This window comes from Actinosynnema sp. NPDC037264 (genome assembly GCF_055603705.1).
This window is the reverse complement of sequence record NZ_JBVJVK010000011.1, coordinates 80,376-101,408: the sequence shown is the minus strand read 5'-3', so window position 1 is coordinate 101,408 and position 21,033 is coordinate 80,376. Positions and strand designations below refer to the sequence as shown.

Sequence of the window (21,033 nt, the reverse complement as noted above, 5' to 3'; positions counted from 1 at the left end):
CCCGCCCACCGGCACAGCGCCCCCCGCACCCCCCCCCCCCCCCCCCCCCCCCCCCCCCCCCCCCCCTCCCCCGAGCCGCGTCACGGCAGCACTTGGATCTTGCGACCCCGCCCGGCCTGGAACCGCGCCAGCGCCGGGGCGTAGTCCGCCAGCGGCAGGCGGTCGCTGATGAACACCTCCGGGTCGAGCACCCCGGTGGCGAACAGGTCCGCCGCCCGTTCGAACGAGTGCAGCACCGCCATCGAGCCGGTGATCGTGATCTCCTGGTTGTAGATGCGGTACGGGTCGATGGTCACCCGCGCCGCGTAGTCGGAGACGCCGAACTGCAGGAACGTGCCGCCCTTCGCGACCCGGCCGAGCCCGTCCTGGATCGCCTTCTCGTTGCCGGTGGCGTCGATGACCACGTCCCACCCCTGTGGCCGGTCCAGCTCGTCGGGCGACGTCGCGGTGGCCGTGACGCCGAGCAGCTCGGCCGTGGCCAGGCGGTCCGGGTTGAGGTCCACCACCTCGATGGACGACGCGCCGGTGAGCTTGCCGAGCTGGAGCATCATCAGGCCCATCGTGCCCGAGCCGTAGATCAGCACCCGGCTGGCCAGCTGCGACCGCAGCACGTCGTAACCGCGCACGGCGCACGACAGCGGCTCGATCAGCGCGGCGTCCTCGGTGCGCACGTGGTCGGGCAGCTTCACGCAGTTCGCGACGGGCGCCAGCGCGTACTCGGCCGCGCCGCCGCCGGTCGTGACGCCGATCGCGGCCCACCGCTCGCACAGGTTGCTCCGCCCGGACCGGCACATCCGGCACTCGTGGCAGTACAGCGAGGGGTCCACCGCGACCCGGTCGCCGACCGCGAGCTCCGCCACCTCCGACCCGACCTCGACGACCACGCCCGCGAACTCGTGGCCCGGCACGACCGGCAGCGTCGGCGCGAACTCGCCCTGCAGGATGTGCAGGTCGGTGCCGCACAGCCCGCACGCCGCGACGTCCACGACGACCTGGCGCGGGCCGGGCCTCGGGTCCGGCACCTCGGCGACCTCCACCGCGCCGACCCCGGTGATCACGGCTGCTTTCACTTCACGGCTCCCAGAGAAAGGCCCTGGACCAGCTTGTCCTGGGCGGCGAACCCGGCGACGAGCACCGGCAGCGACACCACCACGGCGGCGGCGCACACCTTGGCCAGGAACAAGCCCTGGCTGGTGACGAACCCGGTGAGGTAGACCGGCGCGGTGCCCGCGACCACACCGGTCAGCACGCGGGCGAACAGCAGCTCGTTCCAGCTGAAGATGAAGCAGATCAACGAGGTCGCGGCGATACCGGGCATGGCGACCGGCGCGACGACCCGGCGCAGCGTGGTGACCAGGCCCGCGCCGTCCAGCGCGGCGGCCTCCAGGATCTCGCCCGGCACCTCGGCCAGGAACGACCGCATCAGCCACACCGCGATCGGCAGGTTCATCGAGGTGTAGAGCACGACCAGGAACGAGATGTTGTCGAGCATCCCGGTGTACTGGGCGACCAGGTAGATCGGCAGCAGCCCGGCCACGACCGGCAGCATCTTGGTGGACAGGAAGAAGAACAGCACGTCCGACCACTTGTCGACCTTCTTGATCGAGAGCGCGTACGCCGCCGGGACCGCCAGCAGCAGCACGAGCAGGGTCGAGCCGACCGACGCGCTCAGCGAGTTGATCAGCGGCGGCCACGGTTCCGAGTCGAAGAACTCGGCGTAGCCGTCGAACGTGAGGGGCGCGGTCAGCGACGGCGGGTTGGTCGCCGCGTCCTGCTCGCTGTGCAGGGAGGTGAGGACCATCCACGCCACCGGCGCGAAGAACAGCAGGCCCGCGGCCCACGCGGCCAAGCCGAGCAACCTGCTCATGCCCGTGCCTCCGTCCGGTTCGCGGCTCGGCCGCCGTCCTCGCGCAGCAACGACGACACCACCCGCAACGCGAACGTGGCGATGACGATCGAGCCGACGACCACGACCACGCCCGCGGCGGACGCCTGGCCGTAGTCGTGCGCCTGGTAGAAGGTCTGGTAGATCGTGTACGGCAGGTTGGCCGTGCCGAGGCCGCCGGAGGTGATGGTGAAGACGGCGTCGAAGTTCTGCACGATGTAGATCGAGCCGAGCAGCGCGCCCAGCTCCAGGTACTGCCGCAGGTGCGGCAGCGTGAGGTAGCGGAACACCTGCCACGCCGAGGCGCCGTCGATGCGCGCGGCCTCGACCGCGTCCTGCGGGCGGCTCTGCAGGCCCGCCAGCAGGATCAGCATCATGAACGGCGTCCACTGCCACACCAGCGCCGCCTCGACCGCGGTCAGCGGCATGCCGCTGATCCACTCCGGCTGCGGCGCGTCCGCGCCGGACAGCCACGTCAGCACGCCGTTGAGCAGGCCGTACTCGGGGTTGTAGAGCGCGTGCTTCCACAGCAGCGCGGCGGCGACCGGCACCACCAGGAACGGCGCGATGAGCATCGTGCGCACCAGGCCGCGCCCGGCGAACCTCCGGTCCAGCAGCAGGGCCAGCCCCAGCCCGAGGACCAGGCTGACCAGCACCACGGTCGCGGTCAGCAGGGCCGTGACGCCGATGGCGCTGCGCAGGTCGGGATCGGTGAACACGGCGGTGTAGTTGTCCAGGCCCGCGAACCCTCGGTTGGTGGGGTCGAGCGAGTTCCACCGCATCAGCGAGATCACCAGCGTGGCGACGAACGGCAGCTGCGTGACCACGATCGTGAAGATCAGGGCGGGCAGGAGCGGGGCGCGCCGGGCCCAGCGCGCCGCCGCGGCCAACTGCCCCGTCCGCGCCGGAGGCTTGGGCCCGGTGCGCGCGGGGGCTTCCCGGACGGCGGTCACCGGGTCCTCCCGATGGGGGTGGGGTTGCTCATCACTTCCCCCGGTACTTCTCGGCGACGACCTCGGCCAGCGCCTGGCTCTCCGCCAGCGCGGCGTCCACGGTGGTCGAGCCCGCGATGGCGGCGCTGATCTTCTGCGACACCTGCGTGCCCAGGTCGGTGAACTCGGGGATGCCGACGAACTGGATGCCGCTCGCGGGCCGCTCCTGCACGCCGGGGTCGGTGGGCCTGGCGCCCGCGATGGCCGCCTCCGCCTGCTTGGCGAACGTGCCGCCCGCGGCCAGGTACTCGGGCCGCTGGTAGGTCGACTTCCGCTTGCCGTCGGGCAGCTTGGACCAGCCCAGCGTCTTGCCGACCAGCTCCTCGTAGCCCTTGCCGGACGCCCAGGACACGAACTTCCACGCGTTGTCGGCCTTCTTGCTGGCCTTCTGGATGCCGAACGCCCACGTGTACAGCCACGCCGAGCTCTCGGTCTTGACCACGGGGGCCTGGGCGAAGCCGAGCTTGCCCTTCACCGGCGAGTCGTCGGCCTCCAGCAGCCCGGCGGCGACCGTGGCGTCGTACCACATGGCGACCTTGCCCTGGGTCATGTTGTTCAGGCACTCGGCGAACCCGGCCTGCGGCGCGCCCGCCTCGCCGTGCGCGCGGACCAGGTCGACGTAGAACCCGGTGGCCTCCTTGAACTCCGGCGAGTCCAGCCCGGCCTGCCAGTCCTTGGTGAACCACGTGCCGCCGAACGTGTTGACCACCGTCGTCAGCGGCGCCATCAGCTGGCCCCAGCCGGGCTGGCCGCGCAGGCAGATGCCCTTCATGCCGGGCTGCGCGCCGTCGACCTGGGCGGCGATCTCGGCGACCTGCTGCCACGTCGGCTCCTCCGGCATGGTCAGGCCCTTGGCGTCCAGCACGTCCTTGCGGTACATGAGGAACGACGACTCGCCGTAGAACGGCTGCGCGTACACCTTGCCGTCGGCGCCGGTGAGGGACTGGCGGATCGGTTCGAGGACGTCGTCCTGGTCGAAGCCGGTGTCCTTGGCGACGTAGTCGTCCAGCGGGGTGAGCCAGCCGTTCTTGGCGTAGATCGGCGTCTCGTAGTTGCTGATCGTGGCCACGTCGTACTGGCCGGCCTGGCTGGAGAAGTCCTGGCTGATCTTGTCGCGGACGTCGTTCTCGGGCAGCACGGTGAAGTTGACCGTGATGCCGGTGTCCTTGGTGAAGTTGTCCGCGGTGAGCTTCTGCAGGTCCTGCAGCTGCGGGTTGTTCACCATCAGGACGTTGATCGAGTTCTCGGCGCCGCCGCCCCCGCCGCCCGCGCCGGCGCACGCGGTCGTGGCCAGGAGCACCGCGGCCAGCAGGCCGCCATACCGCAATGACTTCATCGTCTTGCCTTCCTTAGGGCGAGCGGAACCAGACCCCTGGCGCTCCGGGGTCGTTCGGGTGTGGGGTCGGGGGTTAGGCCCGGACGACCTTCGGTCCGAGCAGGGCGTAGCGGTGCGCCTCGCCGGCGGGCAGCACGGAGTCGGTGACGACCGCCTCCAGGTCGGCGATGCCGCCGAACCGGTGGAAGCTCGACACGCCGAACTTCGTGTGCACGCCGACGAAGATCCGCCTGCGGGCCGAGGCCAGGGCCTGCGCCTTGACCGCGCCCACCGCAGGGTCCGGCGTGGTGAGGCCGTGCTCGCGGGAGATGCCGTTCGCCCCGATGTAGGCGAGGTCGATCACCATCTCCGAGAGCATGCGGGTGGCCCAGTGGTCGACCGTCGCCAGCGTCCGGCCGCGCACCCGTCCCCCGAGCAGCAGCACGGTCGTGGACGGCACCTCCGACAGCACGGCGGCGGTGGGCAGGGACGCGGTGATCACCGTCAACGGCCTGCCGGTGGGCAGGGCCTCGGCGACGAGCTGGGGTGTGTAGCCCTCGTCGACGAACACCGTCTCCGCGTCACCCAGCCGGTCCGCGGCGGCCCGGGCGATGCGCCGCTTCTCCGGCACCATCGACGCGGACCGGAACTTCAGCCCGGTCTCGTACCCGGCGCTCTCCACCGGGAACGCGCCGCCGTGCGTGCGGCGGACCAGGCCGTGCTCGTCGAGCAGGCGCAGGTCACGCCGCACGGTCTCCTGCGCGACCTCCAGCTCGGCCGCGATCTCGGCCACGTCGACCCGGCCGTCCGCCCGGGCACGGGCCAGGATGCGGCGCTTGCGCTCGTCCGCCCGCACGTCGCCTCCCTTGCCCGCTCGGACCGTCGCTGCCCGTTCGGGCCGCGCCTAAGGTTTAACACCGTCGAAATGGTGTGGCCAGCACCACACCTGGGTGAACGATGCCCGAGTTCCGCCCGCTTCGCCTGACCGAACACACACGATCGGGCGAATTCTTGCCCGAACGGGCCCCACTTCCTGCCCGTTCACACCCACAGCCGACGCGACGAGGCCCCCGAGTTTGCGCAACTCGGGGGCCTCGCCTCGTGCCGAACGCCCAGGACGGGCCGATCAGGCGTTGACGGTGGTCAGGGCCGGGTAGTCGAGGTAGCCCTTCTCGGTGCCGCCGAAGAACGTGGCCGGGTCCGGCGTGTTGAACGGGCCGCCGTTCGCCAGGCGCGCGGGCAGGTCCGGGTTGGCCAGGAACAGCGCGCCGAAGCTCAACGCGTCCGCCGTGCCGTCGTCCAGCAGGGGCAGGTGGTCCGGGCCGGTGACGCCGTCCGGCGTGAACGGGTTGAGGATCAGTGCGCCGGAGAAGCGCTTGCGCAGCTCCAGCGTCAGCGCCCGCTCACCGGTCTCGCCGATGTGCAGGTACGCCAGGCCGAACGGGTCGATCGCGTCGACCAGCGCCGGGTACAGCTCCTCGGTCGACTCCTCGGCGATGTCGTTGTACGGGTTGGACGGGGAGATCCGCAGGCCGACGCGGTGCGCGCCGATCGCCTCGGACGTCGCGCGGACCACCTCGACCACGAACCGGATCCGGTTCTCCACCGGGCCGCCCCACTCGTCCGCGCGCCGGTTGGTGTTGTCGGCCAGGAACTGGTGCAGCAGGTACCCGTTGGCGCCGTGCAGCTCGATCCCGTCGAACCCCGCCTCGACCGCGTTGCGCGCGGCGGTGGCGAAGTCGGCGATGGTGGCCTCCACCTCCGCGCCGGTCAACTCCCTGGGCGTGACGAACTCCGCCATCCCCGAACCGGTGAACAGCTGGCCCGCCGGACGCACGGCGGACGCGCCCACCGGGTGCAGGTCGCCGGACAGCACGCTCGGGTGGCTGATCCGGCCGGTGTGCATGAGCTGCGCGAAGATCCGCCCGCCCGCCGCGTGCACCGCGTCCGTCACGCCGCGCCAGCCCTCGACCTGCTCGTCGCTGTGCAGACCGGGCGTGAACGGGTAGCCCTGGCCGATCGCGGACGGCTGGATCCCCTCGGTGATGATCAAGCCGGCACTGGCCCGCTGCGCGTAGTACTCGGCCATGGCGGGCGTCGGCACGGTGTCGTGCGCGCGGCTGCGGGTCATCGGCGACATCACGATCCGGTTGGCCAGCTCGGTGCCGGCCAGATCCAGGGGCTCGAACGCGGTGCTCATGGCTTCCTCCAGGTTGCTGCCTTTACCTGCTCGAACAGTAATCCGAGCGCGGATGATTCCCGTGAGCCGTGGTGACCCCCATCACTCCATCGCGCGGCTAGAATCGAAGCATGGCCGCGACAGGACAAAATCCCACGTCAATGCCCATTCCAGAGGTCGCCGAGAGCGGTCGGATCAGCCATGCGATCTTCCGCGTGGCCCGCCTGCACCGCCTCCTGGCCGGTCAGCTGCTCAGGCAGGCAGGCCTGCACCCCGGCCAGGAGCTGGTGATGATGCGGCTGTGGGACTGCGGCCCGATGCGGCAGGCGGACCTGTGCGAGGAACTGGGCACGGACTCGCCGACCATGACCCGGACCGTGCAGCGCCTGGAACGCGCCGGCTTCGTGCGCCGCTCCCCCGACCCGACCGACGGCCGCGCCGCGCTGGTCGAGCCGACCGCCGCGAGCCAGGCGCTGCGGCACGAGGTCGAGCGCGTGTGGCGCGAGCTGGAGGAGGCCACGCTCGGCGACCTGGACGAAGACCAGCAGACCGAGACCCTGAGGGTGCTCGGCCTGCTGGAGTGCAACCTGGCGACGCGGACCGGTCGGTTCAGCGAGCCGTCCTGAGCCAGGCCGCGGTGTCCGGCGGCACGGCGCCGTCCACGAGAGGTCCGCTGGTCAGCAGCACGGCGTCGTGCGCGGGCAGCGCGACCGGTTCGGCGGACAGGTTGAGCACGCACGCGAAGTCGTCACCGCGGCGGAACGCGACCACGCCCGGCCCGAGCTCGAGCCATTCCATCGGCCCGTCGCCCAACGCCCGCTCCGAGCGCCGCAACGCCAGCACGGTGCGGTAGTGCGCGAGCATCGAGTCGGGGTCGCCGGTCTGCGCGGCCACCGACAGCGACCGCCAGTGCGCCGGCCGGGGCAGCCACGACGGGCCGTCGTCACCCCACGGGATCGGCACCCGGCACCCGTCACGACCGCGGTCGGTGTGCCCGGAACGCACCCACACCGGGTCCTCGCGCAGCTCGTCGGGCAGGTCGTCCACCTCCTCCAGCCCCAGCTCCTCCCCCTGGTAGACGTAGACGCAGCCGGGCAGCGCGGTGGTCAGCATGATCGCCGCACGCGCCCGCTTCGCGCCCAGCTCCAGGTCCGTCGGCGTGAGGTGCTGCCGCCGGCCGAAGTCGAACGACGAGTCCGCCCGACCCATCCGCGACACGTGCCGCGTCACGTCGTGGTTGGACAGCACCCAGGTCGGCGGCGCGCCCACCGGCGCGTGCGCGGCCAGCGTGCCGTCGATGACCCGCCGCAGCTCGTCGGGCTCCCACGGGCAGCACAGGAAGTCGAAGTTGAACGCCGAGTGCAGCTCGTCGGCCCGCAGGTAGCGGGCGAACCGCTCCGGGTCGGGCAACCACATCTCGCCGACGAACACCCGCTCGTCCGGGTACTCGTCGAGCACCTCGCGCCACGACCGGTAGATGTCGTGCACGCCGTCCTGGTCGGAGTACGGCAGCTCGGCGTCCGGCCGGGAGAAGTCCTTGACCAGGCCGTCGGCGACGTCGATGCGGAACCCGTCCACGCCGCGGTCGAGCCAGAACCGCAGGATCGACTCGAACTCGGCCCGCACCTCCGGGTTGGTCCAGTTCAGGTCCGGCTGCTCCGGGCTGTACAGGTGCAGGTACCACGAGCCGTCCGGCGCCTGGCTCCACGCCGGCCCGCCGAACCGCGACCGCCAGTCGTTCGGCGGCTCGTCGCCCTCGTGGAACCAGAACCGGTCACGACCGGTGCCGCGCAACGCCTCCTGGAACCACGGGTGCTGGTCGGAGCAGTGGTTGGGCACGATGTCGATGATCACCCGCAGGCCGACCGCGTGCGCCTCGCCGATCAGCTTCTCCGCCTCGACGAGCGTGCCGAACACCGGCTCGATGTCGCGGTAGTCCGCGACGTCGTAGCCGCCGTCGGCCAGCGGCGAGGGGTACCAGGGGCTGAGCCAGATCGCGTCCACACCCAACTCGGCGAGGTACGGGAGCTTCTGGCGCAGACCCGCCAGATCCCCGATCCCGTCGCCGTTGCCGTCGGCGAAGCTGCGCGGGTACACCTGGTAGATGGCCGCACCGCGCCACCAGTTCATGTGGATTCCTCCCTCGGTGATGTGTTCAGCCCTTCACGCTGCCGGCGGTGAGACCCGCCAGCACGTGCCGCTGGAACACCAGGAACAGGCCGATCATCGGCACGCTGGACAGCACGAGGCCGGCCAGCAGCAGGTTGACCGGTGTGTCGGGGGCGAAGCGCTGCAACGCGACGCTGAGCGTCTGCCGCGCCGGGTCGGAGAACACCAGCAGCGGCCAGATGAAGTCCTTCCACGCGGCCACGACCGCGAAGATGGACACGACCGCCAGGATCGGCCTGGACAGCGGCAGCACGATCCGCCACAGCATGGTGAACTGGCCGGCGCCGTCGATCCGGGCCGCCTCCAGCACCTCCGCGGGCAGCTGGTCGAAGAACCGCTTGAGCAGGAACACCGTGAACGCGTTGGCCGCGCCCAGCAGCCACAGCGCCAACGGGTTGTTCAGCAGCCCGAGGTCGGCGATCGTCAGGTAGGTCGGCACCAGCAGCACCGCGGCGGGCATCATCAGGGTCAGCAGCATCATGCCGAGGATCCCCTTGCCCAGCACGGGTTTGAGCCGCGACAGCGCGTACGCCGCAGGCACGTCGACCGCGAGCTGCACCGCCCACACACCGACCGCGACGACGATCGTGTTGAGGAAGTACCGGCCCAGGTCCATCAGGTCCCACGCCTCGGCGTAGGTGCCGGGCGTCCACGTCTCGGGCAGGACCGTCGGCGGCACGCGGGCCAGCTCCACGGCCGGTTTCATGGCCGAGAGCACGACCCACACCAGCGGCACCACGAAGATGGCGGTGAGGACGACGGTCGTGATCGCGAGCGCGACCTTGTAGCCGACGCCGGCGCGTCCCGGCGCGATCAACGTCCTCACGCGTCCGCCTTCCGCGTCACGCGCAGGTACAGCGCGGTGAACGCGCCGAGCACCAGCAGCAGCAACAGGCTCAGGGCACTCGCGGTGCCGAAGTCGTTGTAGTAGAAGGCGTACCGGTACAGCAGGAGCAGCACGGTGACCGTGGAGTCCTCCGGTCCGCCGCCGGTCATCACGTACGGCTCGGTGAACACCTGCATCGTCGCCACGACCTGCAACAGCAGCAGCACCAGCAGCACGAACCGGGTCTGCGGCACCGTGACGTGCCACAGCCTGCGCAGCACGTTCGCACCGTCGAGCTCCGCCGCCTCGTACAGGTCGCCGGGGATGCTCTGCAACGCGGCCAGGTAGATCAGCGTGGCGGTGCCCAGGTTCGCCCAGGTCGCCACGATCACCAGCGACAGCATCGAGGTGTCGGCGCTGTCCAGCCACGCCACCCCCTCCAGCCCGAGCCCGCGCAACGCGGAGTTGAGCAGGCCCGGGCCGGGGTCGTACATCCACTTCCAGATCAGCGCGGCCACCACCGGCGGCAGCATCACGGGCAAGTACACGATGAGCCGGAAGTACGCCTTGAAGTGCCGCAGCTCGTTGAGCACGACCGCGAGCAGGAACGGCACCACGAAGCCGAACACCAGCGCCAGCGCGGTGAACAGCAGGGTGTTGCGCCACGCCGTGGCGAACAGGGGGTCGGCGAAGAGTCGTTCGAAGTTCTCCCAGCCGACCCACGTGGGCTCGGTGACGAAGTCGACCTGCTGGAAGCCGAGCACCGCCCCACGCGCGATGGGGTACCAGGAGAACACCGCGAAGCAGATCAGCGCGGCGGACAGGAACCCGTACGCGGTCAGGTTCTCCGCGACGCGGCGGCGCATCACTTGACCTGGGCCAGGACGGGGTTCACCTTGGCTTCCGCGTCGGCCAGGAGCTTGCTGACGTCCGCGTCGCGGTCCGTGAGCACGGCCTGCATGACGTTGTCGAGGATCGCGTACACCTGCTGCGCGTTCGGCGGCTCGATCTTCCCCTTCGGCGTGGCGTCCACGTAGGACTGGAAGTTCGCCACCGGCACCGTGGCCAGGCGCTCCTTGAGCTCGGCCTGCTTGGCGGCGATGTCACCGGTCCAGACGTCGGCGACCGGCGGCACGGGCAGGCCGATGGGCTGGCCCTGGTCCTTGTACCGCTGGAGGTTGCGCTCGAACCGGTCCGGGTTGAGGTACTTCCACTGGATCCACCTCAGGCCCGCCTTGATCTTCTCCGGCGACGCCTTCGGGTTGATCATGTAGCCCTCGCCGCCGATGAGCGTGCCCTCGCCGTCCGGGATGCCGGTCAGGCCGTAGTTCGCGTAGTCGCCCTTGAACTGGTTGACCAGGGTGGGCACGTTGTCCGGCGCGGCCAGGTACATGCCGAGCTGGCCGGCGCCCATCATCTGCTGGACGTCCTCGATGACGAGCAGCTGCTTCTCGCCCATCGTGTTGTCGGTCCAGCGCATGTCCTTGAGGTGTTGGAGGGCCGCGCGGCCCTTGTCGTTGTTGAAGTCCGCAACCCACTTGTCGCCGTCCTGGCGGGCGACCTGGCCGCCGACGGAGTACATCCACGCGGTGAAGTGCCAGCCGCCCTGGTTGTTCTTGCTGTACTCGGCGAAGCCGACCTTGCCGTCACCGAGCGCGGTGATCTTCTTGGCGGCCTCGCGGACCTCGTCCCACGTCTTCGGCGGCTGGTCGGGGTCCAGGCCCGCCTGGGTGAACAGGGCGCGGTTGTAGAGCAGGCCCATCGAGTAGTTGGCGGTGGGGACGCCGTAGACCTTGCCGTCCTTGCTGAAGACGTCGCGCAGCTCCGGCCGGATGGCTTCGTAGTGCGGGACGTCCTTGACGTAGGCGGTGATGTCCGCGGCCTGCTTGCGGGCGATGAGGTTCGCCGGGTCGGTGAAGTAGGCGTAGAAGACGTCCTCGAGCTGGCCGCCGGCGAGCTTCGCGGAGAACGTCTTGGGGTCCATGAACCCCTCGTGCGGCTCGATGTCGACGTCGGGGTTGGCGGCCTCGAACTCGGCCACGTCCTCGTCGAAGATCTTGCGCTCGAACGGCTGGGTCTGCGGCGGCTGGCCGTTGACCGAGATCGTGACCTTGCCGCCGGCGGCGCCGGTCTCGTCGGCTTGCGAGCACGCGACGGCGGTCAGGCTCAGGCTGCCTGCCAGCAGCAACCCCGCCGCTCTGCGGAGGCTGAGTGAGTTCATGGGGGCGGACCCTCCTCGGGTGTGGTGTGGCGGACACGGTAAGTCGCCCCACCACTTCGCCGCAAGATGTCTACGAAAACTCGCAACTTCACGACATCAACTCGTAAGCAACCCTCGCCCCACACTCACGCACAAAAAATGCCGCCCACCCCTGACGGGGCAGACGGCAACGGACGTGGTCGAACCTCAGACCCCGCGCGTCGACCTCCAGGACGCGCGGGACGCGGAGGTTCGGCTCGCGGTCAGCGGGGGGCCGGGGCGGTGGAGGAGCGGACCACCAGCTCCGGCTCGAAGAGCAGCTCCTCGTCGGGGACCGGGGTGCCGGCGATCTGGTTCGCGAGCAGTTCGACGGCGGCGCGGCCCATGGCCTCGATCGGCTGGCGGACCGTGGTCAACGGCGGCTCGGTGCAGGTCATGAGCGGCGAGTCGTCGTAGCCGACGACGGACACGTCGTGCGGCACCTTGAGCCCGTGCCGGCGCACGGCGCGCACGGCGCCCAACGCCAGCGGGTCCGAGGCGCACACGATCGCGGTGACGCCCCGGTGCAGCAGGCGGGTGGTGGCCGCCTGCCCGCCCTCCAGCGAGAACATCGCGTGCTCCTCGAACAGCTCCACCCCCGCGCCCGCCGCGCACGAGGTCAACGCGGTGAGCTTCCGCCTCGACGGCATGTGGTCCGACGGGCCCAGCACCGCCCCGATCCGCGTGTGCCCCAACGCCACCAGGTGCCCGAACGCCTGCTCGACCGCCACCGCGTCGTCGCACGACACCCGCGGGAACCCGAGGTCGTCTATCGCCGCGTTCACCAGCACCGCGGGCAGCTTGCGCCGCGTCATCTGCCGGTAGTGCTCGTGCGACGCGTCCGCCTGCGCGTACTGCCCGCCGGCGAACACCACCCCGGACACGTGCTGCTCGAACAGCAGCTCCAGGTAGTCCGCCTCCGTCACGCCGCCGGCCGTCCGGGTGCACAGCACCGGCGTGAAGCCGCGCTGGGCCAAGGCGTTGCCGACCACGTCGGCGAACGCGGGGAAGATCGGGTTCTGCAGCTCCGGCAGCACCAGGCCGACCAGTCGGGCACGTTCCCCGCGCAGCTGCGTCGGCCGTTCGTACCCGAGCACGTCCAGCGCCGTGAGCACGGCCGACCGCGTCGCGTCGGACACGCCCGGCTTGCCGTTGAGCACCCGGCTGACCGTCGCCTCGCTCACGCCGACCTTCGCGGCCACTTCCGCCAACCGCCGTTGCGTCATGGAGCAACTATACGGCAGGACTTACGTTCCGCTTGCGTTGACTTGCACTCGTTTGCGAGTTCCACCGCCGCCCGCAGCACCGAGCACCGCGGCACGACCCGGTCCACCAACCCGGTGCGCAACGCCTCGTCGGCGGTCACCCGCCGTGCCACCAACACCTGATCGCCGGTCACCCGACCGTCCGTCACCCACCCGAGACCACCGTCGGCGGCCAGCACCCGCAGGTCGCACGCCATGGCCAGCTCCGCCGCCTCGCCGGACGGGCTGCCGCCGATCGCCGCGACCACCGGCACGGGCAGGTTCGCCACCTCCTCGCGCACGCCGCGCAACGACGCCGCCACCGCCTCCCGCTCCGCCACCGACCCCCGGACCAGCCGCTCGGTGTCGGCGGCGCACAGACCCGGGTCGACGATGAGCACGACGGCGCGGGCGCCGGCCACCACGGGCAGCAGCGCGCGCACGTCGGTCAGCAGGGTGTCCGACGGCTCGTCGATCCGGATGACCGCGATCCCGCCGGAGACATCGAGTGAGACGGTCATGAGCCGCCATCGTGGTCGACGGTTCCCCCGGTTGTCATGTTCCACCCCACTATCGGGTGACGGCGGGGTACAAATCCCCTGTGAAGCGGTGGGTGGTGGCGGTGGCGTTGGTCGGCCTGACCGGGTGCGCGGTGCCCGTGACGGGTCAGCCCGCGCCCGGCCCGACGTCGTCGGCCTCCGGGGCCGAGCCCGAGGTCGTGCGCTGGATGAACAACTTCTGCGGCGTGGCGAAGTACATGATCGCCTCGGGCGGGGTGCAGTTCGACCAGACGCAGACCGACCCGGTCCAGGCGAAGAAGTCCGTCAGCGACTCGCTCGGCCGCGTGGTCGACGTGCTGGACGTCGTCCTGCACGACCTCGACGAGCTGACCCCGGCGCCGACGCCCGCCGCCGACACCGCGGTCGAGGTCATCAGCGAGCCGCTGACCAGGGCGCGGGACAAGTTCGTCTCGGCCAAGTCGGCCGTGGACGCCGCGCCCGAGATGACCCTCGACATCTACAGCGCCGTCATCCAGGACATGACCGAGGCGGTCACGGTGATGAACGAGGGCGTGGAGAAGATGGGCGTGGTCTCGCTGCCGGACGAGTTCCGCGACGCCGCCGGCCAAGCCGAGAACTGCGCGGCCTGACGCCGGGCACGCCGTCCGTTCACCTGCCCGCGGTGCGCTGGTGACCTGCGACGGGAGCGTTCTCCGCACATCTGCGGCTTCGGACCCGCGCACCCGCAAATCTGGGGGCACGGCCCCCATGTGCGCCACCGCACGCCCGTGACACGTTGTGCGGCGTGTTCCCCTCCGCCGTAGATCGGCCACCCCCCGCGTGGTGGCTCAGCGGCGTGCGCGGGAACCACCAAGAGCTGGTCGTCCCCCGTGGACGGCCCTCATGGGCCGCGTTCGTGGAACGCGCCACCACGACCGCGGCCCGTGCAGACTTCACCGGCGGCAGCTGGGACGAGGGGTTCGCGTCCGCGCTGAGACCCCTGGTGAGCGCGGCCGTGGCCCTCGACCCCCGGCTGGACGACGACTTCGCCCACGCGCTGGGCAGGCGGCTGGTCCGGATCGCCGCGCGCACGCTCGTGCTGGAGCTGAACCTCGACCGGGTCGGCGAGCGGCTGGTCGGCGACACGCCGCAGGAGCGGTTCGCCGCGTTCGTCCGGCGCGTCGACCTGCCCGCGCTGTTCGCCCGGTACCCGGTGCTGGCCCGGCTGCTCGGCCAGACCTGCCTGCACGCGGTCGACGCGCACCGCGAGCTGCTCGACCGGTTCGCCGCCGACCGGCCGGAGATCGTGCGCACCCTGCTCGACGGCCGCGACCCCGGCCCGCTCGCGCACGTGGAGACCGGTCGGGGCGACCCGCACGCGCAGGGGCGTTCGGTCGCCGTGCTGACCTTCTCCGACGGCCGCCGGGTGGTCTACAAGCCCCGGCCGGTGGCGCTGCACCGGGCGTTCGCGGACCTGGTGACGTGGTTCGACGGGCACACCGGCCTCGGCCTGCGGCTACCGCGCGCCCTCGCCGGCGCGGGGCACGGATGGCTGGAGTTCGTCGAGCACCGCCCGTGCGCGGACGTCACCGAGGTCGGCCGGTTCTACCAGCGGCTCGGCGCGCTGATCGCGCTGCTGTACGCGGTGGACGGCACCGACATGCACTACGAGAACCTCATCGCGGCGGCCGACCAGCCCGTGCTGGTGGACGTGGAGACGGTGTTCCACCCCACGGTCGGCGCGCCGGCGGACCCGGCGGTCCGGGCGCTGGCCCGGTCCGTGCACCGCACCGCCGTGCTGCCGCGCGTGCTGCTGGGCGAGCACGGCGCGCTGGACGTCGGCGGCATCGGCGGCGACCACGGCGACGGGCTGCCGACCGAGGGCGTGGCCTGGCTGCACCCCGGCACCGACCGGATGCGCCTGGTGCGCAGGCCCGCGCCCATGCCCACCGCGCACAACCGGCCCGTGCTGGACGGGCGCGAGGCCGAGCCCGCGGACTACCAGGGCGCGCTGCTGGCCGGGTTCCGGATCGGGTACGACGCCCTCTACGACCACCGCGCCGAGCTGCTCGGCCCGAACGGGCTGCTGCACCGCTTCGCCGACCTGCCGGTGCGGTTCGTGCCGCGGATGACCCAGCTGTACGCGACGTTGCTGGACGAGTCGACGCACCCGGACGCGCTGCGCGGCGCCTCGGACCGCCAGGACATCCTCGACCTGCTGTGGGACGGCACGGCGGACGACGAGGTGGCGCACGCCCTCGTGCCGCACGAGATGCGCGACCTGTGGGCGGGCGACGTGCCGCTGTTCACCACCCGGCCGGGCAGCCGCGACGTGTGGACCTCGACCGGGCAGCGGCTGCCGGACCTGCTGCCGTCCTCCGCGCTGGACGCCGTCACGGCCAAGGTCACCGCGCTGGACGAGGTGGACAAGCACGACCAGCAGTGGCTGATCAGCGCCGGGCTGGCGAGCAGGCCGCGACCGGTCGAGCACCGCACCGGCCGCGGGGTCGCCGCGCCGGTGGAGGCGGGCGTCCCCGACCGGCAACGGCTGCTGGTCGCCGCGTGCGGCATCGCCGACGAGGTGCTGGCGCACGCGGCGACCGCCGACGGCCGGGTCAACTGGGTGGGCCTCGAACTGGTCGACGACCGGCACTGGGCGGTCGCCCCGATGGGCGCGGGCCTGTCCAACGGCTACACCGGCGTCGCGTTGTTCCTCGCGCAGCTCGGCAAGCTCACCGGCGCCGCCCGCTACACCGAGTACGCGCGGGACGCGCTGCGGCCGATCCCCGGCCTGCTGGCCGCGTTCGCCGAGGCCACCGACCTGGCGGCGGCCGTCGGCAGCGGCGCGTTCCACGGGCTGGGCGGCATCTCCTACGCCTTGGCGCGGTTGGCGAACCTGCTCGACGACGACGAGGTCGGCGGCTGGCTGCGTGCCGCCGTGGAGGTCGCGACCGAGGTCGAGGCCGTCGGCGAGGACCCCGCCAACGTGGTCGAGGGGTGGGCGGGCGGCCTGGCCGCGATGCTGGCGGTGCGGGCGGAGAGCGGTTCGCCCGCCGCCGCGGCGCTGGCCCGGTCCTACGCCGACCGGCTCGCCGCGGCCACCCCCGGCGGCGACGGTTTCGCCCGCGGCCGGGCGGGCGTCGGCTGGGCGTTGCTGCGCTACGCGCGCGCCGCGGGCGACCAGCGCTACGGTGTGGTCGGCCGCGCGAACCTGCGCGCCGACCACGCCCTGCGGCAACGCCTGCTCGACGTGGCCGAAGCGGACCACAGCTGGTGCTCCGGGCTCTCCGGCGCGGTGCTCGCGCACTGCGCCCACCCGGACCAACCGGTCGACGCGCACACCCTGCACCTCGACCGGTGCCTGAACGCCTTGGCGGTGCACGAACCCTTGCGGGACCTGAGCCTGTGCCACGGTGAGCTGGGCGTGATCGAGGCCCTGACCGTCCTCGCGGAACGGGGGCACGGCCTGGCCGCGGCCATGCAGACCCGGCGCGCGGGGCTGGTCCTCGGCGCGCTGGACCAGTACGGGGCGCGCTGCGGCACGCCCGGCGGCGTGCCGTCGGCCGGCCTGCTCACCGGGCTGTCCGGCATCGGGTACGGCCTGCTCCGCCTCGGTTTCCCCGAGCAGGTGCCTTCGGTGCTCCTGCTCGGGTCCACGCACGACATCCACCCCCTCGAGGAGAACACCCGATGAACGACGCCAACCGCGACGAGGTCACCACCTGGAGCGAAGACCAGGACGGCGACCACCCCGCCGGGGAGATGGCGCTGTCCCGCAAGGCCAAGGCGGGCGCACGGGCACGCGCGCTGGCCGGCCTCACCATGGCCGTGGGCGCGTACGCCGCGGTCGCGGTGAGCGAAGGCACCATGACCACGGTGAGCGCGCCGGGACTGCCCCTGTAGCCGGGCTCGGCCCTACCGCCGGACTGCCCGCCCACACTGGGGGTGCGGGCAGTTTGGCATGCCGCCGTTCGGCTTGACTAAGGTCGGCGCATGCACACCCGCGCGCCGGTCGTGGTCGGCCGCGACGAAGAACTCCACGTGCTCGACCGCATGCTGGCCGACGCGGGCGCCCACCGGGGCCGCGCCGTGTTCCTCGTCGGCGAGCCGGGCATCGGGAAGACCCGGCTGGCGCGCTTCGCCGCCGGCGCCGCCTTCGACCGCGGCATGCGGGTGCTGCGCGGTCGCGGCAGCACGATCGGGCCGATCGTGCCGTTCCGGCCGCTGGCCGAGGCCCTGATGTCGCTGCTGCGCGCCGGGGACGGCCTCAACCTGCGCGAACTGGGCCCGTACCAGCCGGCGCTCGGCCGGTTGGCGCCCGAGTGGAGCCCGGAGGCGGCCGGCGCCGAGGAGCAACGGCCCGCGCACTCCGTGCTGGTGCTCGCCGAGGCCGTGCTGCGGCTGCTGGCCGTGGTCGGCCGCACGCAGCCGTGCCTGCTGGTGCTGGAGGACCTGCACGACGCGGACGCCGAGACGCTGGCCGTCGTCGACTACCTGGTGGACAACCTCGACCAGGCGCCCGCCGCGCTCCTGGTGACCACCCGCGCCGACCCCGGCCCCACCCTGGACGTGGTCCGGCTGGCCGCGCAACGGCAGGTGGGCGTGCTGATGGAGCTGCGCCGCCTGGACGAGCGGCAGGTGCGCCGGATGGTGGGGCTGTGCCTGGAGGCGGAGGACCACGAGGTGCCCGCCGAGGTCGTGCAGCGGCTGTGGGCCGACAGCGCGGGCAACCCGTTCGTGGTCGAGGAGATGTTGCACGGCCTGGTGAACGGCGGCCTGCTGGTGCGCGGGCCCGGCGGCTGGCAGGTGCTCGGCGAACTGCGCATCGACGTGCCGTCGGCGCTGGTCCGCTCGATCGCGCACCGCACCGACCGGCTGGGGCCGCAGGGCCGCGAGGTGCTGTCGGTGGCCGCCGTGCTCGGCCACCGGTTCCCGCTGTCGGTGCTGCGGCGGGTGACCGGCATGGACGACCGCGCCCTGCTCTCGCACCTGCACGCGGGCGTGGCCGCGCAGCTGGTCACGCCGGACGAGCCGGTGCCCGACTGGTACGCGTTCCGGCACCCGCTGACCGCCGAGGCGCTGCTGGCGCAGCTGCCGCCGCCGCACCGGGCCGAGCTGGCCCGGCGGACCGCCGACGCCGTGCGCGAGCTGCACCCCGACCTGTCCGGCGAGTGGTGCGCGCTGGTGGCGTCGCTGCGGCTGGACGCCGGGCAGACCGCCGAGGCGGGCGCGTTGCTGGCCGAGGCGGGACGGCGGGCGCTGGCCGACGGCGCGGCCGGGTCGGCGGTGCGGCTGCTCGACCACGCGCACCGGCTGCTGGCCACCGAGGTCGACGTGGCCATCCGCGCCGACGTGCTGGACTCGCTGCTGCCCGCGCTCGCCGAGGCGGGCCAGTTCGAGCGGGCGTTCGCGCTGGTCGACGCGGTGACCGAGCTGAGCGCCGCCGGGTTGGGCCGGGTGCGGCGGGCCGAGCTGCACACCAAGCTCGCGCAGGTGGCCAACACCGCGGGCCGGTGGACCGAGGGCATGGCGCACGTGGAGACGGCACGCGCGCTGCTCGGCGCGGACGCGACCGACGAGCACACCGCCCGCCTCGACGCCGTGGCCGCGTTCCTGACGTTGAACCTGGAGGTGCCGGACCGGATCTCCTCGGCCGAGTTCCTGGCCAGGCGGGCGGCCGACGCGGCGAAGCGGGTGCCGCTGCCGGAGGTGGGCTGCGAGACGTGGCAGCTGCTCGGGGTGCTGGCGCGCGACCGCGACCTGGACGAGGCGACCGAGTGCTTCAGCCGGGCCCGTGCGCTGGCCGAGGAGCACGGGCTGCCCATCCAGCGGGTGTACGCGGTGATCCGGCAGGCCGGGCTGGGCTGGCTGGCCGAGGGCGAGGCGGCGGAGCTGGCCGAGGCGCGCGAGGAGGCGTTGCGGATCGGCGCGATCAGCGTGGCCTACAACGTCGACGCGATCCTCGGGCTGGACACCGTGCTGCGCGGGCAGTACGACGCCGCGGCGGAGCAGTTGACCCGGATCATCGCGGACACGCGGCGGCTGCAGCTGCGCAACCTCACCCTGTACGGGTTGATGGCGCGCGCGACCGCGGCGGCGCACCAGGGCAAGCGGGCCGAGATGGACGCGGCGATCGAGGCGTTCGACCAGCTCGGCGGGGTCGGCTCGCAGGAACGGCCGCTGTGCTTCGGGTTGGCGCGGGCGTTCTGCGCGTTGCTGGAGGAGGACCGCGTGACCGCCGGGCACGACCTGGCGCGCGCCATCGCGTACGAGGCCGAGGCGCCGACCGTGTACCACCTGTCCGGCAGGCACGGGCTGCGCCTGCTGCTGGACGCGTTGTCGGGCGCGTTGGACCTGGCGGGCTACCGCGCGGTGACGCGGGCGGCGGCGGCGCGGATGCGCTGGAACCGGGGTTTCGCGCAGTTCGCGCTGGCCGTGCTGCTGGGCAGGCTCGGTCGGGAGGCGGAGGCGGCGCAGGCCGTGCGCGCGGGCCGCGAGGCGGCGGCGATCCACCCGCTGGCCCGCCACCTGGGGCTGCGGCTGGTGGCCGAGGCGGCGGTGGCCGACGGGTGGGGCGAGCCGGTCGGCTGGCTGCGCGGCGCCGAGGAGTACTTCCACCAGGCCGGTCAGCCGGCCGTGGCCAGCGCGTGCCGCGGGCTGCTGCGGCAGGTGGGCGCGTCGGTGCCGCAGCGGCGGACCGGGTCCGACCAGGTGCCGCGCGAGCTGCGGGCGCTGGGCGTGACCGTGCGCGAGTTCGAGGTGTTCCGGCTGCTGGCGGGTCGCCTGGGCAACAAGGCGATCGCCACCCGGCTGCACATCTCGCCGCGGACGGTGGAGAAGCACGTGGCGAGCCTGATCACGAAGACCGCGAAGCCGGACCGGGAGTCGCTCAGCGCGTTCGCCGCGTCCCTCGGACCCGCCGACCGGCCCTAGCAAGGCGGGTGCCGGTCCGTTAGACCTGGTGCGGTGAGAATCCTGGTGGCAGTGGCGCTGACGATGGCTCTCGGCGGCGGGGTGGCGCAGGCCTCCCCCGCGACACCGGACGCGGGAGCACCGGGCACGACTCGCGGGCCGTGCGCGTACGCGGTGACGCCGGACGAGCCGGCCGCCCGGCCCGTGCCGCTGCCGCCCGACCCGCGGCACACGCCCGACCGCGGTCACCCCGAGGTCCTCCTGCAGACCAACCAGGGCCCCGTGCCGCTGGTGCTGGACCGCGCGAAGGCGCCGTGCACCGTCCAGAGCTTCCTGCACCTGGTGCGGAAGAAGTTCTACGACGACACGACGTGCCACCGGCTCACGGCGTACCCGACGTTGAAGGTGCTGCAGTGCGGCGACCCGTCCAACACCGGTGAAGGCGGTCCGGGCTACAAGTACGCCGACGAGCTGCCGACCGACCTCGCGCCCGCGCCGAACGACCCCACGGGCCTGCGCCGCATCTACCCGCGCGGCACGCTGGCCATGGCCAACGCGGGCCCGGACACCAACGGCAGCCAGTTCTTCCTGGTCACGTCGGACTCCGTGCTGCGGCCCAACTACACCGTCTTCGGCCGCGTCACCCCCGCCGGGCTCGCCACCTTGGACAAGGTCGCCGCTGGCGGCATCGCGCCGAACCCGGACAGCGAGGTCGACGGCCGCCCGGCCCTGACCACGGACATCCAGCGGGCCAAGCGCACCTGCTAGGGCG

The 21,033-nt window shown here is 72.5% G+C and carries 18 protein-coding genes; 6 read left to right on the top strand and 12 right to left on the bottom strand.

Annotated elements, in window-relative coordinates:
* Window positions 1-80: 80 nt before the first annotated feature.
* From ACZ7GX_RS15570 to ACZ7GX_RS15545, 6 genes are all read right to left on the bottom strand, one after another.
* Complete coding sequence (locus tag ACZ7GX_RS15570) at window positions 81-1,070, bottom strand: zinc-dependent alcohol dehydrogenase family protein (RefSeq protein WP_498777027.1); 990 nt, start codon at window positions 1,068-1,070, stop codon at window positions 81-83.
* Window positions 1,067-1,867 carry a carbohydrate ABC transporter permease gene (locus tag ACZ7GX_RS15565; RefSeq protein ID WP_498777025.1) on the bottom strand — a complete coding sequence of 267 codons (801 nt, stop codon included), beginning with the start codon at window positions 1,865-1,867 and terminating at the stop codon, window positions 1,067-1,069. Before ACZ7GX_RS15565 ends, ACZ7GX_RS15570 begins: the two co-directional genes overlap by 4 nt.
* Window positions 1,864-2,838, bottom strand: a complete 975-nt coding sequence (locus ACZ7GX_RS15560) for a carbohydrate ABC transporter permease (RefSeq protein ID WP_498777023.1) — start codon at window positions 2,836-2,838, stop codon at window positions 1,864-1,866. The genes ACZ7GX_RS15565 and ACZ7GX_RS15560 overlap by 4 nt, the downstream gene beginning before the upstream one ends.
* A 31-nt stretch (window positions 2,839-2,869) precedes the next feature.
* Window positions 2,870-4,213, bottom strand: coding sequence for an ABC transporter substrate-binding protein (locus ACZ7GX_RS15555; protein WP_498777021.1), 1,344 nt, complete (start codon window positions 4,211-4,213; stop codon window positions 2,870-2,872).
* 73 nt (window positions 4,214-4,286) lie between these two features.
* Window positions 4,287-5,048 (bottom strand): DeoR/GlpR family DNA-binding transcription regulator, encoded by a 762-nt coding sequence (locus tag ACZ7GX_RS15550; protein WP_498777019.1) that lies wholly within the window; start codon window positions 5,046-5,048, stop codon window positions 4,287-4,289.
* 270 nt (window positions 5,049-5,318) lie between these two features.
* Window positions 5,319-6,392 (bottom strand): alkene reductase, encoded by a 1,074-nt coding sequence (locus ACZ7GX_RS15545; RefSeq protein WP_498777017.1) that lies wholly within the window; start codon window positions 6,390-6,392, stop codon window positions 5,319-5,321.
* A 140-nt stretch (window positions 6,393-6,532) separates the two neighbouring features.
* Between ACZ7GX_RS15545 and ACZ7GX_RS15540 the strand changes: the two genes are divergently transcribed.
* Window positions 6,533-6,997, top strand: a complete 465-nt coding sequence (locus tag ACZ7GX_RS15540; protein WP_498777015.1) for a MarR family winged helix-turn-helix transcriptional regulator — start codon at window positions 6,533-6,535, stop codon at window positions 6,995-6,997.
* Here the strand turns inward: ACZ7GX_RS15540 and ACZ7GX_RS15535 are convergent.
* The 6 genes from ACZ7GX_RS15535 to ACZ7GX_RS15510 all read right to left on the bottom strand — a co-directional run bounded on the left by ACZ7GX_RS15535 (window position 6,981) and on the right by ACZ7GX_RS15510 (window position 13,370).
* A complete protein-coding gene (locus tag ACZ7GX_RS15535; protein ID WP_498777013.1) occupies window positions 6,981-8,501 on the bottom strand; it encodes a glycoside hydrolase family 13 protein in 1,521 nt (506 codons plus the stop codon). The two genes, ACZ7GX_RS15540 and ACZ7GX_RS15535, sit on opposite strands and share 17 nt — an antisense overlap.
* A gap of 25 nt (window positions 8,502-8,526) precedes the next feature.
* Window positions 8,527-9,366 carry a carbohydrate ABC transporter permease gene (locus tag ACZ7GX_RS15530; RefSeq protein WP_498777011.1) on the bottom strand — a complete coding sequence of 280 codons (840 nt, stop codon included), beginning with the start codon at window positions 9,364-9,366 and terminating at the stop codon, window positions 8,527-8,529.
* The gene (locus ACZ7GX_RS15525; protein ID WP_498777009.1) at window positions 9,363-10,232 is read right to left on the bottom strand and encodes a carbohydrate ABC transporter permease; all 870 of its coding nucleotides are present in this window, start codon (window positions 10,230-10,232) and stop codon (window positions 9,363-9,365) included. The genes ACZ7GX_RS15530 and ACZ7GX_RS15525 overlap by 4 nt, the downstream gene beginning before the upstream one ends.
* The gene (locus ACZ7GX_RS15520; protein WP_498777007.1) at window positions 10,232-11,587 is read right to left on the bottom strand and encodes an ABC transporter substrate-binding protein; all 1,356 of its coding nucleotides are present in this window, start codon (window positions 11,585-11,587) and stop codon (window positions 10,232-10,234) included. Before ACZ7GX_RS15520 ends, ACZ7GX_RS15525 begins: the two co-directional genes overlap by 1 nt.
* A gap of 242 nt (window positions 11,588-11,829) precedes the next feature.
* A complete protein-coding gene (locus tag ACZ7GX_RS15515; protein ID WP_230569298.1) occupies window positions 11,830-12,831 on the bottom strand; it encodes a LacI family DNA-binding transcriptional regulator in 1,002 nt (333 codons plus the stop codon).
* Complete coding sequence (locus tag ACZ7GX_RS15510; protein WP_498777005.1) at window positions 12,828-13,370, bottom strand: enoyl-CoA hydratase/isomerase family protein; 543 nt, start codon at window positions 13,368-13,370, stop codon at window positions 12,828-12,830. Before ACZ7GX_RS15510 ends, ACZ7GX_RS15515 begins: the two co-directional genes overlap by 4 nt.
* Window positions 13,371-13,450: 80 nt before the next feature.
* Here ACZ7GX_RS15510 and ACZ7GX_RS15505 point away from each other — a divergent pair, with 80 nt between their 5' ends.
* From ACZ7GX_RS15505 to ACZ7GX_RS15485, 5 genes are all read left to right on the top strand, one after another.
* Window positions 13,451-13,999 carry a hypothetical protein gene (locus ACZ7GX_RS15505; protein ID WP_498777003.1) on the top strand — a complete coding sequence of 183 codons (549 nt, stop codon included), beginning with the start codon at window positions 13,451-13,453 and terminating at the stop codon, window positions 13,997-13,999.
* A 206-nt stretch (window positions 14,000-14,205) separates the two neighbouring features.
* Window positions 14,206-17,043, top strand: coding sequence for a type 2 lanthipeptide synthetase LanM family protein (locus ACZ7GX_RS15500; RefSeq protein ID WP_498777001.1), 2,838 nt, complete (start codon window positions 14,206-14,208; stop codon window positions 17,041-17,043).
* Window positions 17,040-17,252 (top strand): hypothetical protein, encoded by a 213-nt coding sequence (locus ACZ7GX_RS15495; protein ID WP_498776999.1) that lies wholly within the window; start codon window positions 17,040-17,042, stop codon window positions 17,250-17,252. Before ACZ7GX_RS15500 ends, ACZ7GX_RS15495 begins: the two co-directional genes overlap by 4 nt.
* Window positions 17,253-17,342: 90 nt before the next feature.
* A complete protein-coding gene (locus ACZ7GX_RS15490; RefSeq protein WP_498776997.1) occupies window positions 17,343-20,282 on the top strand; it encodes a helix-turn-helix transcriptional regulator in 2,940 nt (979 codons plus the stop codon).
* A 63-nt stretch (window positions 20,283-20,345) separates the two neighbouring features.
* Window positions 20,346-21,029 (top strand): peptidylprolyl isomerase, encoded by a 684-nt coding sequence (locus ACZ7GX_RS15485; protein ID WP_498777202.1) that lies wholly within the window; start codon window positions 20,346-20,348, stop codon window positions 21,027-21,029.
* The last annotated feature ends 4 nt before the right edge of the window (window positions 21,030-21,033 follow it).

What these genes read in the sequence shown, in the direction of transcription:
- ACZ7GX_RS15485 (WP_498777202.1), top strand. Translation starts at nt 20,346, where the DNA reads ATGGCTCTCGGCGGCGGGGTGGCGCAGGCCTCCCCCGCGACACCGGAC.
- ACZ7GX_RS15535 (WP_498777013.1), bottom strand. Translation starts at nt 8,501, where the DNA reads ATGAACTGGTGGCGCGGTGCGGCCATCTACCAGGTGTACCCGCGCAGC.
- ACZ7GX_RS15510 (WP_498777005.1), bottom strand. Translation starts at nt 13,370, where the DNA reads ATGACCGTCTCACTCGATGTCTCCGGCGGGATCGCGGTCATCCGGATC.
- ACZ7GX_RS15490 (WP_498776997.1), top strand. Translation starts at nt 17,343, where the DNA reads ATGCACACCCGCGCGCCGGTCGTGGTCGGCCGCGACGAAGAACTCCAC.
- ACZ7GX_RS15495 (WP_498776999.1), top strand. Translation starts at nt 17,040, where the DNA reads ATGAACGACGCCAACCGCGACGAGGTCACCACCTGGAGCGAAGACCAG.
- ACZ7GX_RS15540 (WP_498777015.1), top strand. Translation starts at nt 6,533, where the DNA reads ATGCCCATTCCAGAGGTCGCCGAGAGCGGTCGGATCAGCCATGCGATC.
- ACZ7GX_RS15555 (WP_498777021.1), bottom strand. Translation starts at nt 4,213, where the DNA reads ATGAAGTCATTGCGGTATGGCGGCCTGCTGGCCGCGGTGCTCCTGGCC.
- ACZ7GX_RS15545 (WP_498777017.1), bottom strand. Translation starts at nt 6,392, where the DNA reads ATGAGCACCGCGTTCGAGCCCCTGGATCTGGCCGGCACCGAGCTGGCC.
- ACZ7GX_RS15520 (WP_498777007.1), bottom strand. Translation starts at nt 11,587, where the DNA reads ATGAACTCACTCAGCCTCCGCAGAGCGGCGGGGTTGCTGCTGGCAGGC.
- ACZ7GX_RS15525 (WP_498777009.1), bottom strand. Translation starts at nt 10,232, where the DNA reads ATGCGCCGCCGCGTCGCGGAGAACCTGACCGCGTACGGGTTCCTGTCC.
- ACZ7GX_RS15565 (WP_498777025.1), bottom strand. Translation starts at nt 1,867, where the DNA reads ATGAGCAGGTTGCTCGGCTTGGCCGCGTGGGCCGCGGGCCTGCTGTTC.
- ACZ7GX_RS15515 (WP_230569298.1), bottom strand. Translation starts at nt 12,831, where the DNA reads ATGACGCAACGGCGGTTGGCGGAAGTGGCCGCGAAGGTCGGCGTGAGC.